Source organism: Sphingomonas sp. BL-S-29 (assembly GCF_055521495.1).
In genome coordinates, this window is sequence record NZ_CM145482.1 from 3726272 (window position 1) to 3741821 (window position 15550).

The 15550-nt window shown below is 62.9% G+C and carries 9 protein-coding genes and 4 pseudogenes; 3 read left to right on the forward strand and 10 right to left on the reverse strand.

Annotated elements, in window-relative coordinates:
* Nucleotides 1-60: 60 nt before the first annotated feature.
* Complete coding sequence (locus tag ACZ1I2_RS17585) at nt 61-450, reverse strand: cupredoxin domain-containing protein (RefSeq protein ID WP_465176372.1); 390 nt, start codon at nt 448-450, stop codon at nt 61-63.
* Nucleotides 451-587: 137 nt separating this feature from the next.
* Between ACZ1I2_RS17585 and ACZ1I2_RS17590 the strand changes: the two are divergent.
* Nucleotides 588-755, forward strand: a pseudogene (locus ACZ1I2_RS17590) (transposase); the annotation flags it as partial.
* Nucleotides 756-831: 76 nt separating this feature from the next.
* Here the strand turns inward: ACZ1I2_RS17590 and ACZ1I2_RS17595 are convergent.
* Together ACZ1I2_RS17595 and ACZ1I2_RS17600 are read right to left on the reverse strand one after the other, a co-directional pair.
* On the reverse strand, nt 832-2439 hold the full coding sequence (locus tag ACZ1I2_RS17595; RefSeq protein ID WP_465176371.1) for a calcium-binding protein: 1608 nt from the start codon (nt 2437-2439) through the stop codon (nt 832-834).
* Between the two features lie 129 nt (nt 2440-2568).
* Nucleotides 2569-2716: pseudogene (locus ACZ1I2_RS17600) on the reverse strand (IS5/IS1182 family transposase); the annotation flags it as partial.
* A 12-nt stretch (nt 2717-2728) separates the two neighbouring features.
* On the opposite strand from ACZ1I2_RS17600, the pseudogene ACZ1I2_RS17605 reads away from it, so the two are divergent.
* A pseudogene (locus tag ACZ1I2_RS17605) lies at nt 2729-2855 on the forward strand (transposase); the annotation flags it as partial.
* A 72-nt stretch (nt 2856-2927) separates the two neighbouring features.
* On the opposite strand, the gene ACZ1I2_RS17610 reads toward ACZ1I2_RS17605, so the two are convergent.
* The 7 genes and pseudogenes from ACZ1I2_RS17610 to tpiA form a co-directional block, all read right to left on the reverse strand.
* Nucleotides 2928-4511 (reverse strand): calcium-binding protein, encoded by a 1584-nt coding sequence (locus ACZ1I2_RS17610; protein WP_465176370.1) that lies wholly within the window; start codon nt 4509-4511, stop codon nt 2928-2930.
* 413 nt (nt 4512-4924) lie between these two features.
* Nucleotides 4925-5068, reverse strand: a pseudogene (locus ACZ1I2_RS17615) (IS110 family transposase); the annotation flags it as partial.
* Between the two features lie 168 nt (nt 5069-5236).
* Nucleotides 5237-5626, reverse strand: a complete 390-nt coding sequence (locus ACZ1I2_RS17620) for a cupredoxin domain-containing protein (RefSeq protein ID WP_465176369.1) — start codon at nt 5624-5626, stop codon at nt 5237-5239.
* 613 nt (nt 5627-6239) lie between these two features.
* Nucleotides 6240-8897 carry an RHS repeat protein gene (locus ACZ1I2_RS17625; RefSeq protein WP_465172864.1) on the reverse strand — a complete coding sequence of 886 codons (2658 nt, stop codon included), beginning with the start codon at nt 8895-8897 and terminating at the stop codon, nt 6240-6242.
* 23 nt (nt 8898-8920) lie between these two features.
* On the reverse strand, nt 8921-10681 hold the full coding sequence (locus tag ACZ1I2_RS17630; RefSeq protein ID WP_465176368.1) for a hypothetical protein: 1761 nt from the start codon (nt 10679-10681) through the stop codon (nt 8921-8923).
* A 182-nt stretch (nt 10682-10863) separates the two neighbouring features.
* Nucleotides 10864-11493: an Ig-like domain-containing protein gene (locus ACZ1I2_RS17635; protein WP_465181491.1), complete on the reverse strand. Its 630-nt coding sequence runs from the start codon at nt 11491-11493 to the stop codon at nt 10864-10866.
* 1219 nt (nt 11494-12712) lie between these two features.
* Nucleotides 12713-13426 carry a triose-phosphate isomerase gene (tpiA, locus tag ACZ1I2_RS17640; protein ID WP_465181492.1) on the reverse strand — a complete coding sequence of 238 codons (714 nt, stop codon included), beginning with the start codon at nt 13424-13426 and terminating at the stop codon, nt 12713-12715.
* A gap of 173 nt (nt 13427-13599) precedes the next feature.
* On the opposite strand from tpiA, the gene ACZ1I2_RS17645 reads away from it, so the two are divergent.
* Nucleotides 13600-15543 carry a peptidylprolyl isomerase gene (locus tag ACZ1I2_RS17645; RefSeq protein WP_465176366.1) on the forward strand — a complete coding sequence of 648 codons (1944 nt, stop codon included), beginning with the start codon at nt 13600-13602 and terminating at the stop codon, nt 15541-15543.
* The last annotated feature ends 7 nt before the right edge of the window (nt 15544-15550 follow it).

Consider the following 15550-nt stretch of genomic DNA (forward strand, 5'->3'; position numbering starts at 1 on the left):
GCCATGAAGAAGGTTAGTCGACGGGCTCGGCACGAACGGGTGAAGATGTAGGACCGGGCCCTACTGAACCACGATCGTCCCGGTCATCCCGAAGGTCGAATGCATGAAATGCGTGCAATGCGCCTCGTAGCGGCCGGCCACAGGCGCGGTCAGGTGCACATCGGCCGACTGGCCGCCGTCCAGCGCGATCTTGCCCTTGGCGATCGCCGCCCGATCCTCCGGCGCGACGCGCGCCGCGTCGAAGAACGCCTTGGCCTCGAAATCATGCCCGCCCTTCACCTGGTTGACGACGTGCAGCACATAGGGCTGGCCGTGCTGCAGGGTGATCGTGTCGGGCGTGAACTTGAAGTTGGACAGGTCGATCTCGACCCGCTGCGCGTTGCCCTGTGCGGGCGCCTGCGCCCCGGCCAGGGCAAGCAGCGCGACGGCGGAGAGAATGAGCGGTTTCATGTGGCGATACTCCGAACGGGCACCCCTGCCGATGCCTCAATAGGAGCGCGCTGCCGGTGCGTTCAACCATATCTTGGTTGGGGGCATTCTCGCCCTGCCCCCGCGGCGCAACGGATGTCACTGATACCGTGCCGGCCGGCGACGTCGCCATCATGGATAAACTGAGCAGTCACAAACGGCTCGCCATCCGTAAGGCGATCCGCAGCGCCGACGCCAGGCTGTTGTTCCTGCCGCCCTACAACCCCGATCTCGATCCGATCGAGCAGGTCTTCGCCAAGCTCACGCACCTGATGCTCAAAGCCGCTGCAGCGGATCAGCCATCCCGGCGAAGGTTGGTTCGAGAAGGATCTGGCGTCGCTGTTCCTCGACCTTGCGCAACGGCTATCCGAAATAGAAGTCGTCGGGTGTCAGCGCCTCGAGAATCCCGCCCCACAGGGTGATCGTGTTGCCTTGCGATATCGTAATGACAACATCGCCGCCAACCTGTGCACTCGCGGCCATCACCGTATCGTAATCGGTGAAGACCGATGGATCGAACACCAGCAGGTCATGTGCCGGTCCACGTCCGACCTCGGCGGAGAAATCGTAGATGATGTCGTTGCCGGTCGCCCGATCGCCGAAGTAGAAATGATCCTCGCCCGCCTCGCCGCGCATCTGGTCGTTCCCGGCACCGCCCATGAGGCCGTCATTGCCGGCACCGCCGTAGAGAATATCGTTCCCGGTGCCGCCGACCACCTGATCGTTGCCGTCGCCGCCCCAGAGCTGGTCGTCGCCCGCATCGCCATAGATGAAGGCACCGGTGTTGGTCCCGCTCACCTGGATCAGGTCGTTGCCGTCCTCGCCATAGAGCAGGTCGCCGCCGCCGGCCTTATCGAAGATGAGATCGTCGCCCGCGCCGCCGGCCAGCTCGTCCCGGCCCTCGCCGCCTTCGAGACTGTCATTGCCAGCCTCGCCAAAGAGGTGGTCGTCATTGCCATAACCCTCGAGCGTATCTTTTCCGTCGCCGCCGTAGAACCAGTCGGCAACGCCCCCCCCGAGCCCCGAGCCAACCGACGAGCCAGCGATGTGGTCGTTGCCCGCATAACCGAATACCGTCTCGGTAGCGCCACCACGACTCATATTAATGGAGTCGGCATACGGCGTTCCATAAACAAGATTACTTTCCGCGTTATCAACGAACGAGGCGCCTCTATTATTAGAGCGCGCGAGAAACCCATCTGTAACAAACAGATAAATACGTTCTACGTTCTCGACGCCACCCGTACTTTCGCTATCAAGCAACATGACAGTGTCATAGCCACCCCCCACTTCCTCCCGAACGCTATCATCGTTTCCTTGAGCCCCGACTATCCAATAGGTGTCGTCGCCGGCGCCGCCATAAAGCGTGTCCCTGATGGTGCCAGAGTTGTTGTTATAGACACCCGTGTAATTATACCCCCAGCTGTACAGGATATCGTTGCCGTCGCCGCCATAGAGCGCGTTGCTGCCCCAGCCGCCGTTCAGGAGATCGTCGCCGGCGCCGCCGTAGAGCGTGTCGTCCCCTGAAAGATTGACGAATTCGTCGTCGCCGAACAGGCGGTCATTGCCGTCCCCGCCGTATAAGGTGTCAGTGCCTTGCCCGCCTGCGACGAAATCGTCGCCCTCATCACCATAGACGATGTCGTCGCCGCCGCTGCCACGGCTCGGATCGAACGCCGATCCGCCGTACAGCGTATCATTCCCCAGCCCGCCATGAATGAGGTCATAGCCCTCCTTGCCGTCCACCTGGTCGTCACCGGCACCCGCGTCGATATCGTCCTGGAGGTTGGTGCCCACCAGGACGTCGTTGCCCGGCGTGCCGGTGATCGTCGCCATGGCGACTATTCCAGGATCGTTCTCGGGCAGGATCGTCGCCACATAGCGTCCCCCGAAAGGATATCCGACGCCACCGATGGTCGAGACATCGACCCTGCCGCGATCATTTGCCAGAAAACTGCTAATGGCTGCCATGGAATCTCTCCGGATCAGCCACCTGAGCGCGTGACCGGGGCCATGAATAACTCTCTAACAGGCCGATGCAAATCGGTTTTTGGCGCCACTGTCCTTTAGGCTGGCTCGTTGGGAGGCGTTGACAAATTGTCGCATCCACAGGCGGATTGAGACGAGATGTACGAAGCCGAAATAGCTATCGATGGGTTGCGAGACGCCCGGCGTTCTTGACCTTGTCGAAGCAGCGCTCGACCATGTTGCGCAAGGCATAGATGTCGGCATCGACGGGTAGTTGCACCTATTTCGGCCCGCCATCCGTAAGGCGATCCGCAGCGCCGACGCCAGGCTGTTGTTCCTGCCGCCCTACAACCCCGATCTCGATCCGATCGAGCAGGTCTTCGCCAAGCTCACGCACCTGATGCTCAAAGCCGCTGCAGCGGATCAGCCATCCCGGCGAAGGTTGGTTCGAGAAGGATCTGGCGTCTCTGTTCCTCGACCTTGCGCAACGGCTATCCGAAATAAAAGTCGTCGGGTGTCAGCGCCTCGAGAATCCCGCCCCACAGGGTGATCGTGTTGCCTTGCGATATCGTAATGACAACATCGCCTCCAACCTGGGCACTCGCGGCCATCACCGTATCGTAATCGGTGAAGACCGATGGATCGAACACCAGCAGGTCGTGTGCCGGTCCACGTCCGACCTCGGCGGAGAAATCGTAGATGATGTCGTTGCCGGTCGCCCGATCGCCGAAGTAGAAATGATCCTCGCCCGCCTCGCCGCGCATCTGGTCGTTCCCGGCACCGCCCATGAGGCCGTCATTGCCGGCACCGCCGTAGAGAATATCGTTCCCGGTGCCGCCGACCACCTGATCGTTGCCGCCGCCGCCCCAGAGCTGGTCGTCGCCCGCGTCGCCATAGATGAAGGCACCGGTGTTGGTCCCGCTCACCTGGATCAGGTCGTTGCCGTCCTCGCCATAGAGCAGGTCGCCGCCGCCGGCCTTATCGAAGATGAGATCGTCGCCCGCGCCGCCGGCCAGCTCGTCCCGGCCCTCGCCGCCTTCGAGACTGTCATTGCCAGCCTCGCCAAAGAGGTGGTCGTCGTTTCGATTGCCTTCAATCCGGTCGTTTCCTTCGCCGCCGTAGAGCCAGTCCGCCGCGGGATCGCCCCGGAAATAGTCATTGCCAGCGCCGCCATATACAAGCTCGGTGGTGTCGCCCTGATCCACATAAAAACGGTCGTCGCCCGGTGTTCCATAGACAACGTTGCTTAGCTTATTATCGTTAAAGGTCACGCCGCTAAAGGGCTGGATTGCTGCGAATCCGGGAGAAATGAATAGATAGAATCGCTCGATGTTCTCTCCAGGAAACATCCCGTCATTATTCAAGATCATGGCCGTATCGTAGCCACCGTTGGGGTCCTCACGCATGATATCCCGGAAACCGTTGGCGCCAATTACCCAATAGGTGTCGTCGCCGGCGCCGCCATAAAGCGTGTCCTTGATGTTGGCAGAGTTGTCATAGACATCCGGGTTGTAGTCATACCCCCAGCTGTACAGGATATCGTTGCCGTCGCCGCCATAGAGCGTGTTGCTGCCCCAGCCGCCGTTCAGGAGATCGTCGCCGGCGCCGCCGTAGAGCGTGTCGTCCCCTGAAAGGTTGACGAATTCGTCATCGCCGAACAGGCGGTCATTGCCGTCCCCGCCGTATAAGGTATCAGTGCCTTGCCCGCCTGCGACGAAATCGTCGCCCTCGTCACCATAGAGGATGTCGTCGCCCCCGCTGCCGCGGCTCGGATCGAACGCCGATCCGCCGTACAGCGTGTCATTCCCCAGCCCGCCATGAATGAGGTCATAGCCCTCCTTGCCGTCCACCTGGTCGTCACCGGCACCCGCGTCGATATCGTCCTGGAGGTTGGTGCCCACCAGGACGTCGTTGCCCGGCGTGCCGGTGATCGTCGCCATGGCGACTATTCCAGGATCGTTCTCGGGCAGGATCGTCGCCACATAGCGTCCCCCGAAAGGATATCCGACGCCGCCGATGGTCGAGATATCGACCCTGCCGCGATCATTTGCCAGAAAACTGCTAATGGCTGCCATGGAATCTCTCCGGAGATCAGCCACCTGAGCGCGTGACCAAGGTTATGAATAACTCTCTAACAAACCAGTGCAAATCGGTTTTTGCAGCCGCTGTCCTTTAGGCTGGAATTACGGTGACAGGAATTGCGGTGGAATTGCGGTGGAATTGCGGTGACATGACCATATCTCCACGCCTGCAGCCGCGCAGTGCCGGCCCAGCAGGTCGCGGTACAGCGCATAATCCTCATCGCCGAAGAAGGTCTGCGCGCGACCGCTGCCGCGCTGCGTCACATGGTGGGCGTGACCCGTGAAAACCGCGCGAGCACGGCGACCCATGCGGTAAACCATCGCGACATCGCTGACCGGTCAATTGAATGGACTGTCGCTGGAACTACGGTCAAATTGAGTGGACTGTCACCGGTACCATCCGTCGCCCCCGCCTTGACCTCGTGCTTCGAGATCTTCTGGCGGCCCGGCTGGATAGAACTCACTACCCATTTTACCGTCGACAGTTCCAATGAAACGAAAATCGCGCCAAGATCGGTGCGGATAGTGGTCTGTTCGATCGGGCAGTCCAAAAGCTTCACGGTCGCCTCCAGGGTTGGTGTTAGCAACCGCATCCTGCCAAAGGCCGGGCCGCCATCCACCACACATGGAATCTGTCACCGGTACCTTCTCGCTCCAGGCCGATCATGGCGACGCGCGTGGATGCGGCACCGCGACCTCAAGGGTGGCGCGAACGTCCCTTACTGCACCACGATCGTCCCGGTCATCCCGAAGGTCGAATGCATGAAATGCGTGCAATGCGCCTCATAGCGGCCGGCCGCCGGCGCGGTCAGGTGCACATCGGCCGACTGGCCGCCGTCCAGCGCGATCTTGCCCTTGGCGACCACCGCCCGATCCTCCGGTGCGACGCGCGCGGCATCGAAGAACGCCTTGGCCTCGAAATCATGCCCGCCCTTCGCCTGGTTGACGACGTGCAGCACATAGGCCTGGCCATGCTGCAGGGTGATCGTATCGGGCGTGAACTTGAAGTTGGACAGGTCGATCTCGACCCGCTGGGCGTTGCCCTGCGCGGGCACCTGTGCCCCGGCCAGGGCAAGCAGCGCGACGGGGGACAGAATGAGCGGTTTCATGTGGCGATACTCCGGACTGACAACCCCCAGGCGCTACATGGGTGGGAGCGTTCTGGCCGTTCAATCATATTCAGGTATGAACGCCGACCACTCATAGCGCCCGCCGCCCTCGCACGCTCAATCTAGCAGAAGCGGGCCCGATTACGGGCGACCGGCACTCGCCTAGATGAAGATTTCGCGCCTCAACTAATGCCATCCGAACGCACAGGGTGCTATCGTGCCATTCCGTCATCATTCACATACGCTCTTGCGCCGAAGAACGGCTTTCTCATCGTCGCCATAGCCATGATAGGTAATGTCAACGCAAATCTTCTTCGAAGAAGTCCTGTCAGCAAATCCCTTGTCTAGAATATTGAATTCAACGTTCGTTTCTCCAGGCAACACCTCAATTTCGCACTCACCCGCTATATCTATCCCAGTCCGGTTCTCATAATTTCTGGTAACGCCGAATCTATTATAATACATCTTGTAGGTAACGATGCAGATTTTTTCGGACGCCGTTATACGCCCGACTAAGCCGCCCTCTCCTCTTACGACATTGACGTCAAAACCCGGACCGACATCGCGACATCCGCAGAGAAGGAAGATCAGCAATAAATATAGCGATCTCATTTTAATGCCCCACCACCAACGCCGCATAGCTGTCGGCGTTATTCAACCCGTCATTCCAATGCCATGGCAGATAGCTGGACCAGCTGTGCGTCAGCGCGGCGTCCGCGGTCATCCTGTAGGCGTTGTCCACGGCCCCGAATATATGTGTCGGTTCATGGATCAGTGTGCCTTCGCGATGCCACGCCGGCTCCGTGTAATAACTCGGTAGGATATTTATCTTTTGAGAGCCCAGGCTGGTGTAGGCCACGGCGTTGCCCGGCGCGCGCGCTGCGGTGACTTCACGGGCCGACGGCGTATGGTAATTATATTTCGCCCCGCTGTCCGCCAACACGCGCTCCGAATTGCCAAGCATGGCATCGACTTTCTTGAGCGTCGAATTGCTCGTCGAACCGAAGACTTTCGAAATAGCGGCTTTCACGGCCGCATCGCCGGCGGAGAGCTTACCGCCGCCCTCGATTCGACCGATCGCGCTCCTGACGGACCGCACATCTGTGAGCGCCTTGGCCTGTTCCTGCATGAGAACCGCACAATCGCTCTTCGAAACCGTGCCATCGCAGCCTGCAAGGCCTCTGGGATCGCTGCGATTGATCGGATCGTTTCCGACATAGGAATACAGATCCATTTGATCCTTGTATCCGATCGGGTCGGTCTGCAGAAATCGGCCCAGCTTTGCCGAGTAGATCCGCGCCTTGTAATGATACATCCCAAGGTCCGGCAGCCATGCCTGCCCGGTATATTGAAAGCGGCCGACATTGCCCGATCCAGGCACGCCATATTCGTCATAGCGATTGATCGCGGTCGGATTGCCCCAGCAATCTGCCTGCGCCACGATCGAGCCCTGGTGATCGCTGTGGAGGAACCGCGTCTGCGAACAGTCCAGCGCGCTGCCGGTATCCGCCAGGATCGGCTCATCCTGGCCGGCGCCATGAACATAACGTGCCAGCATCGCACCCGCGCCGTCATATTCGGCGACCAGCGCATCGCCATCGTACAGAAAGCGGGTGGTGCCCGACGCTCCGCCGGAGGTCTGGAACAGGCGGCCGAGGGGGTCATAGACCATGGTCGTCGTGAGCGTGCCCACCGCCGAGACCAGGCGGTTTTCCACGTCATAGGTGAAGCTGCTTCCGCCGGTCGATGCCAGGTTGCCGTTTGAATCATATCCAAGCGACCCCGCGCCGACCACGGTATATTGGTTCAGCCCGTTCACCGCATAGCCGGTCGTCCCGGCCACATATCCGGCGAACGCATAGGCGTCGTTCGATAGGTTCTGGCTGACGATCTGGCTCGCCGGATTATAGCTGAACGTCGTCGCGCCGTTCGACGCGCCCGAGGTGAAGGACTGAATCTCCGAAGCCAGACGCGACACTGGATCATAGCCATAGCTCGTCCCGCTGCTGGCGCGCAGCGTCGCCACTCGTCGCCCCTGCGCATCATAGGGGATGGTCAGGAACGGAACCGTGCCGGAACTCGCCGTATGCCAGGCCGCACTCGTCATCCGGTCGAGACCATCATAGCCATAGTCGACATAAACGCCGTCCGGATGGGTCAGGCGGATACGGTTGCCGTCGGCATCATATTGATAGCCGAGCGTGCGGCTGAGGCCGGCCATGCTGGTGTTGCTCGAGGTGAGCCGACCCGCGGAGTCATAGGACTGGGTGACCCCTTCGCTGCCCGCCGCGCTACTGTCGAACCGCGCGCTGAGCTGAAGCCCGCGTATGTCGTAATCATAATAGACGCTACGCACCGCCCAGGACGGCGGCGTCGTGCAGGCATAGCCGGCCACGCAGGCGCCGCTCACCAGTTTGGAGGTCATCCGGTTCAGCGCGTCGTAACCATAGGTCAGCATGCGCCCGTCACGCTTTCTCACGCTGGTCCGGTTGCCGTTCGCGTCATAGCCATATTCCTCATAGTCGGTTGCGCTGACGGCGCCGACCGCCGTCGCGGAGGGGAAACGCCAGCGATTTTGGCGATCCTGGCCGTCATATTCATATTGCGCCACATTGCCGTCGGCGTCGGTGACATATTGCTGCTTGCCATTGGGCGTATAGCTGTAGCCCGCATAGACCTGCTCCAGCGGCGTCCCCACCGCCTTCCTCGTCTGGGCGAGATGCCCGGCCGCGTCGTAGAGCAATTTGGTGATGCGGTCGGTCCCGAAGCTTCCCTGCGCGCCGAGGGAGCAGGCGCTTGCCGGCAAGGACGCGAAAGCGGCTGGATTCATCCGGATCGCAGTGCATTCGAGCCGCCCCATCGCATCGTAGCTGTACTGAGTCAGGATATGGATAATGTCTTCGCCCGACGTGCCTTTGGTGATGACGCTTTCCGTTACCTTTCGGTCCATCGCGTCATAGGCGGTCCTGACGATCTTGAAGACGGTGAAGCCGGCCCAGTCGGCCGGCCTGACGGTCTCCGCCTGCCATGCGGCGAGTTCTCCCGTCTCGACCTCCACCAGCCGTCCTGACGCGTCATAGCTGTTGCGCGTCGCGGCATGATGCAGCCCCCCCGCACCATCGGGATCCGCGGAAATATCCCCCGTCAGGCGCTGCATCAGGTCATAGCGGTGCCCGCTGGTAAAGGGCGACGCCGCGGATTGCGCCACGGCCTGTCCCGCCCCCATCATCATGGGCAGCGCGGCGATGGCGCCGATCGACTTGCTGTTCATCGAACGGATTCTCCCGAAGCCACTCATGGGCAACTCGTCAGCCCCGCACGGGGCGAGGTTTCGGACATGACATTGCCGTAGTCGTCATAGCCGTAGCACGAGCGCAGATTGAGCTTTCCGGCGCCCTGATCGACTACCTTGCCCCGGGGCAGCAGCGTATTGGCTGATCCGGCCGCGCCATATTCGTAGGTCGTCACGACCTTCACCGCACCGGCTGCGGTCGAACAGGCGGCCGCGCTGCTGCCGGCCGCGCCTTCGCATAGCGTCTCGCTCGTCAGCATCGACACGGGGCTGGCCGCCTGGGCCAGCGAACCGGCACTGTTCTTCACATAGGCATAGAGGTCGGCATAGGTGAATAGCTTCACCTGCCTGACATTATGGGCATCCGCAGGGCCGACTTCCGAGACCGGCTGACCGTGCCCGTTGTACGCGATCGCCGTCACGCCGCCCGCGGGGTCAGTGACGGTTCTGGGCTTGTCGCAGGTCATCGAACTCCATGTGCAGGGATCGAATGTCTGGTGACGCGCCAGGGTCGGCCCGCCTGATGGCTTGGGATAGGCGATCTCGTCGACCGCATTGCCGGCGGCGTCGCGGACCGAACTCACATAGTTGAGCTCAGGCCATTGCGCCTTCGTCTCCATGCCATCCTGGTTGGTCTGGAATGTATAGACACGGTTGAGCGGGTCGACCCACTGAACCAGAGCGGATTCGCCATCGCGCAGTGTGTTTTGAGAGTAATATTTGTTGATCACTCCGCCCGGCTCGGTGGACGTGACCAGACCGGCAGACACATTATAGGCGTAGCTGGTCGTCTTTCCCGGCAGGATCGCGCTTACCACCCGGGAATCCGACCCCATCGAACAGGCGGACGGCGGGCTGGCGGGAACGGGGACGCACTGCGGCACATAGTTGAAGACATATTTTATGTTTTCCACCGTGCTGCCGGGATTGGTGATCGACAAGGTCGAGGAGGGGCCGCTCACGCTGCGATAGACGGTCACGCCCCCCATCGCGTCCGTGACGGAGGTGGTGCCGATGACCGGCGGGGAAGTGGGGGAACCGGTCGAGGTATAGGAATAGGTCGCCGTCGGCCACGGATGGGACAATACGCAGGAATCCGCGTCCGGATCGCAATATTCGACGGCGTTGTTGATCGCCTTCGCCGATGTCCGGGTGCCCCACCCCGCACCTGTCACGATGTTGCTCTGATAGGTGAACTTTATCTGATAGCCGGTGTTCGTGGTCACCGATTGAATGCGCACGGCGGGGAAATATGTCTGGGGAATAACCTTGTAATGGATCGTCCAGACTACCCCGCTGCCGTAGACGACCGAATCCGCGAGACGATATACGTCCTCTGATCCGTCCCCATATGATCCGTAATGATCCCAGATGCTAAGGCCGAATATTACCTTGGTGCCGTTCCTCTGCTTGTAGACCGGGACCGCGCTAGTTTGGGAGCTGATAGTGGCGCCCGGCCCCACGCCCCAACTCCCGAAACTGTCGCCGGCCGGGCCGAAGGATGCGGTAATGGACTGATACGGCGCATCCATCGTGTCGACTTCGTAATAGGTATTGTCGAACGAATCGCGGAAGATGCCGCCGCCGAGATATCGCGCGAAGTGCAACCCGTTTTCTCCGGGCGGCCCGATGTCGAGCTCCGCGCGGAAATAGACCGGGTTGCCGGTCCGCACGTCGACTCCGTTCGAATCGATGCGCGGGCTCTTGGGCGGTGGCGGGAGCTGGGCGGAAGCCTGGGCACCGATCGACGCCAGTATCGCCATGGCGATATAACCTGGTCCACCGGCAAGCGACGAAAAACGTCTGGACGACGTGGATCTTCCGATAATGCGCGACATCTGGAATGGGCTCATTACAGTTCACCCCGATAAATATACGCCATTCAGTCAGTAATTTGATGCCGCCCGGCCGGGCGGGCCCGCGATCATGCGTGTCCGCCGGTCGGTCATTGGAGTCCCCCTCCGCTGCACGCAAGGACCGGCCCAGTGACTTGCACCGAGAGCGTGCCGGTGGATGACGCGCCCAGGCTGTCCCGCACCAAATAATTGAAGGTCGTGCTGCCCCTGTCGCCGGCATCGACCTGTACCGAGCTGCTGCTGACTATTGTCGCGACCGTGTCCGATCCGCCGCTGACGGAAAGCAGCACGAGCGGCAAGTTGTTCTCCGGATCGCTGTCATTGGCGGTGAGGTTCACCGTGGCGCTGGTCCAGCAGCGCAGGCTCAGCGAATCCGCGACGGCAACCGGCGGAAGGTTTGTCGGGGTAGGTGTGGGTGTGGGTGTGGGTGTGGGTGTGGGCGTTGGCACGGGGGTAGGTGTTGGTGTTGGTGTTGGTGTTGGCGTCGTCGCGCAGGAGGGCGCGCCGCTCGTCCCCACGAAATACTGAGTCCGGTTGCCCGCCGGATCGAAGCATGTCGCCATGGTTACGCCGCTGCTCGGCCCGCCGGTCCTCGTCGTCGTTACCAAACGGCCGAGCGAATCGTACGTGTAGCTCGTCGTTTCGGAGGCGTGCGCAGGGGTTCCGGCAACGAGCACCGCGGGCGCAACCCCACAAAGCAGCAACCGACGCGCCGGCATATGGCGATCCCTCCTCCGCCGTCCGGATCCTGCCCGAACCGCACGCCGAAACTCCGTTATCCCGCCCGAGTCGTCAATCGCGCGGGCGGCAGATGGATCGGATTTGGTTGCTTTAACCGACTCATTTTGCAGGGTTTATCCTGCGCGCTGGCGCCGAGCCCGTCGAATGGCGCTTCGAAAACGGATATGCCGGCGTCACGCCGATAACCGGTTGAAGCGAACAACACAGGATGCGACCACAGCGGACTTTCGGCGACCTTCCGCCGCGCCTGGCTGGCGCAAACGTCCGGCCGCTTTCCCGCTCCAATGCGGCAAGAAACGCGGCATCGCCCACCGGACGGCCGATCGTCTCGGCTTTCCGCAGTCTCGCAAACCGCGCCTCCTCCTCCCCGGCCGAAAGCAAGGCGTGGAAGTCGGGCTGGCGCTCCCGCACCGGCGCGACCGCCGTCACCCGGTCGTCCGCGACTTGGCCCAGATGCGCATGAAGGCTCGACCGAGAGACCGCCCCTGCCACATTCCCCCCGAATCGTAATCATCGATCAGACATCGCCAGACTACGTGCCAATCCTAAGATCAGGCACAGGAGATGCTTCGAAAATGGCGGTTATTTTATTCGCCGGGGATTGAGGTTACCTCGAAACGCAGGGGCTTGCCGTTACCCTGCCGGAGCCAGTATCGCTGGCACGCGCGACCGATTTTCTCAAGCGTCGCAGGCGACTGCGTCACCCTCGCGATTCGTGCGGCGACGTCGCGAACCAGGCGCCGGCCGGCTTGGGCGCATGCCGATAGCTGGCCCGATTATCTCCATTATCGCGCGAATTGCGCCAGCGGATGGCACGCCCCCGGCCACAGCACAGGTCAATTCAATCGCCCCGCGCACCCGCCTAAGCTGCGCCCGCCGCCGGCATCGCCACCGCCGCCGAAGGGATGCGCCATGACAGTAAACCCGACCCGCCCCACCTATTCGCAACTACAGCCCCAAGAACAACCGATAGGGGTCGCGAAATTCGGAAAGAACCCGCCCAATCCACGTCCCGGACTTTTTCACCGCGCGTTTCTTGCCGCACCCGCATCAATAGTAACGACTACGCAACCCTCGCCGCAAACCGCTAATACCGCCCGATTCCGCCCCTCTCGCAAGTGGGTCGCGAAATTCCGCGAATACTGTCCGATTCGCCCCCGCTTCCAACACCAATACTTCACGCGAGGCGGCGCGCCCTCACCCCAGCGCCGCGCCTGCCTCGATGATCGGCACGAACTTCGCCGCGGTCAGGCTCGCCCCGCCGACCAGCGCGCCGTCGACATCGCCTGCCCCCAGCAGTTCCGCCGCATTGTCGCCCGTCACCGATCCGCCGTACAGGATGCGCACCGCATCGGCCTCCACGCCGATCAGGTCGCGCAGCCGCGCGCGGATCGCGCCGTGCATCGCAGCGACGTCGTCGACGGTCGGCGTGCGCCCGGTGCCGATCGCCCAGACCGGCTCGTATGCGATCGACAGCCAGTCGGCCGCCGTGCCCTCGGGCAGCGATGCCGCGAGCTGCCCGGTCACCACGTCTTCCGCCCGGCCCGCATCGCGCTCGTCGAGCGTCTCGCCGACGCACAGGATCGCGCTCAGCCCGCCGCGGCGCAACGCCTCGGCCTTGGCCTTCACCTCGGCGTCGGTCTCATGGCAATCCGCCCGGCGCTCGCTATGCCCGACGATCGAGAAGACGGCCCCCGCCTCCTTCACCAGCGCGACCGAGATGCAGCCGGTATGCGCGCCCTTGTCGACCGGGTGCACGTCCTGCGCGCCGATCGCGAGACTAGGCACGCGCGCTGCGGCGCCGGCGATCAGGGTCGCCGGCACCGCGATCGCGACATCGACGCCGGGCGCCGCCACCGCCGCCGCGGCGATGCCGTCCAGCTCGGCCAGGGCAGCCAGGCTGCCGTTCATCTTCCAGTTCCCTGCAATCAGCCTGCGTCGTGCCAAAGCCGCGTCTCCCCGTTTGATGCGTCAGCCGATAGCGCCCCCTTTCCGGATCGCACAAGCTTGAAGGAGCGTGCCGGTCCCCGTAAAGCGTCGCAGTTCGTTACCTTTCAGCCCCAATAGATCGGCTCTTCTCGACCATGCTCAGTCTCATCCGCCGCGCCGTCAATTCGAAGGTGGGGGTCTTCATCACCCTCGGCGTGCTCGCGCTGATCGCGCTCCTGTTCGGCATGGAAGGCACCGGCATGGGCGGCTCCGGCCGTATATCGGGCGATTCGGTCGTGAAGGTCGGCGGCACCCAGCTCAGCGAGGTGGATCTGCGCGAGCGCGTGCAGAACCAGCTCGACGGCGCCCGCCGCGAGCAGCCGACGCTCGACATGGTCCAGTTCGTCAACCAGGGCGGCGTCGAGTCGACGCTGGAAGGCACGATCAACACCTTCGCGCTGACCGAGTTCGCGCAGGACCAGGGTCTGGTCGCGTCGAAGCGGCTGGTCGACGGCCGCATCGCCAGCCTGCCCGCGGTCCAGGGGCTCGACGGCAAGTTCAGCCAGAGCGCCTATGAGCAGTTCCTCGGCCGCGCCCGCCTGACCGACCGGCAGCTCCGCGCCGAGATCCTCAACGACACGCTCACCCAGCATCTGCTGGTGCCGACCTCCGGCGCGTCGCAGGTGCCGGTCAAGATGGCCCTGCCCTTCGCCTCGCTGCTGCTCGAAAAGCGCGACGGCCTGGTCGGCTTCATCCCCACCCCCGCCATGGGCAAGGGCGCGCCGCCCACCGATGCGGAACTCGCCACCTTCTACAAGCGCAACCTCGCCCGCTACACCGTGCCGGAACGCCGCGTGATCCGCTACGCGACCGTCACGCTGGACGGCATCAAGGCGATCGCGATCCCGACCGAGGCCGAGATCGCCAGGGGCTATGCGGCGCTGCAAAAGGCGAAGTTCCAGGCGACCGAGAAGCGCGACATCGTCCAGGTCGTCGTGCCGACCCAGGCGGCGGCGGCCACGCTCGTCGCCGCGGCCAAGGCCGGCTCGCTGGAGGCGGCGGCCCGCGCCGCCGGGCTCGAGCCCAACACGGTGAAGGCCGCGGAGAAGCCCGCTTACACCACTGCCAACTCGCCCGAGATCGCCAATGCCGCCTTCGCCGCCGCCAAGGGCGCGGTGCTCGGGCCGTTCCGCACGCCGCTCGGCTTCACCGTGCTGCGCGTCGACGGAATCGAGAAGGTCGAGGCCAAATCGCTCGAACAGGCCCGGCCAGAGCTGGTCACGCAGCTGAGCGCCGAAAAGGCGACCGCCATGCTCCAGCAGAAGCGCGATGCGATCGACACGGCGATCGGCAACCACGCGACCTTCGACGAGATCGTCGCCGACCAGAAACTGGCGGCCGCCAACACCGCGCCGCTCACCGCCAACGGCCTCAACCCCGACGATCTCGCCGCGAAGGCCGATCCCGCTTTCGACCAGGCGCTGCTTGCCGCCTTCGCCGCCGAGCAGGGCGACGATCCGCAGCTGGTGCCGGTCGGCCAGGACGGCAGCTTCTCGCTCGTGTCGCTGGCACGCATCGTGCCCTCGGCCGCCCGTCCGCTCGCCCAGATCCGCGAGAAGGTCGCCAGCGACTTCGTCATCGATCGCGCCCAGCGCGCCGCGCGCCAGGCGGCGGTCGACGTCACCGCGCGCGTCAACAAGGGCATGACGCTCGCCCAGGCCATGGCCGAGACCAAATTGGCCATTCCCGGGCCGCAAACGGTCCCCGCCATCGCGCGCGGCCAGATCGAGAATACGCGCGAGCCGGTGCCGCCGGCGATCACGCTGATGTTCAGCATGGCGGAAAAAAAGGCGCGCATGATCGAGGCGCCGAACAAGGCCGGCTGGCTCATCGTCTATCTGAACCATATCGAGCGCGGCAACGCCGCCGGCCAGAAGCCGGTGATCGACCGCGCCCGCGCGCAGATCGGCCAGGCGATCGGCCGCGAATATATCCAGCAGTTCACGGAGGCGGTGCGCCGTTCGGTGGGCGTGAAGAAGAATGAAAAGGCGATCGGCGTGGTCCGCGCAGCGCTCACCGGCCAGGGCGGTTCCAATTAATCCTGGA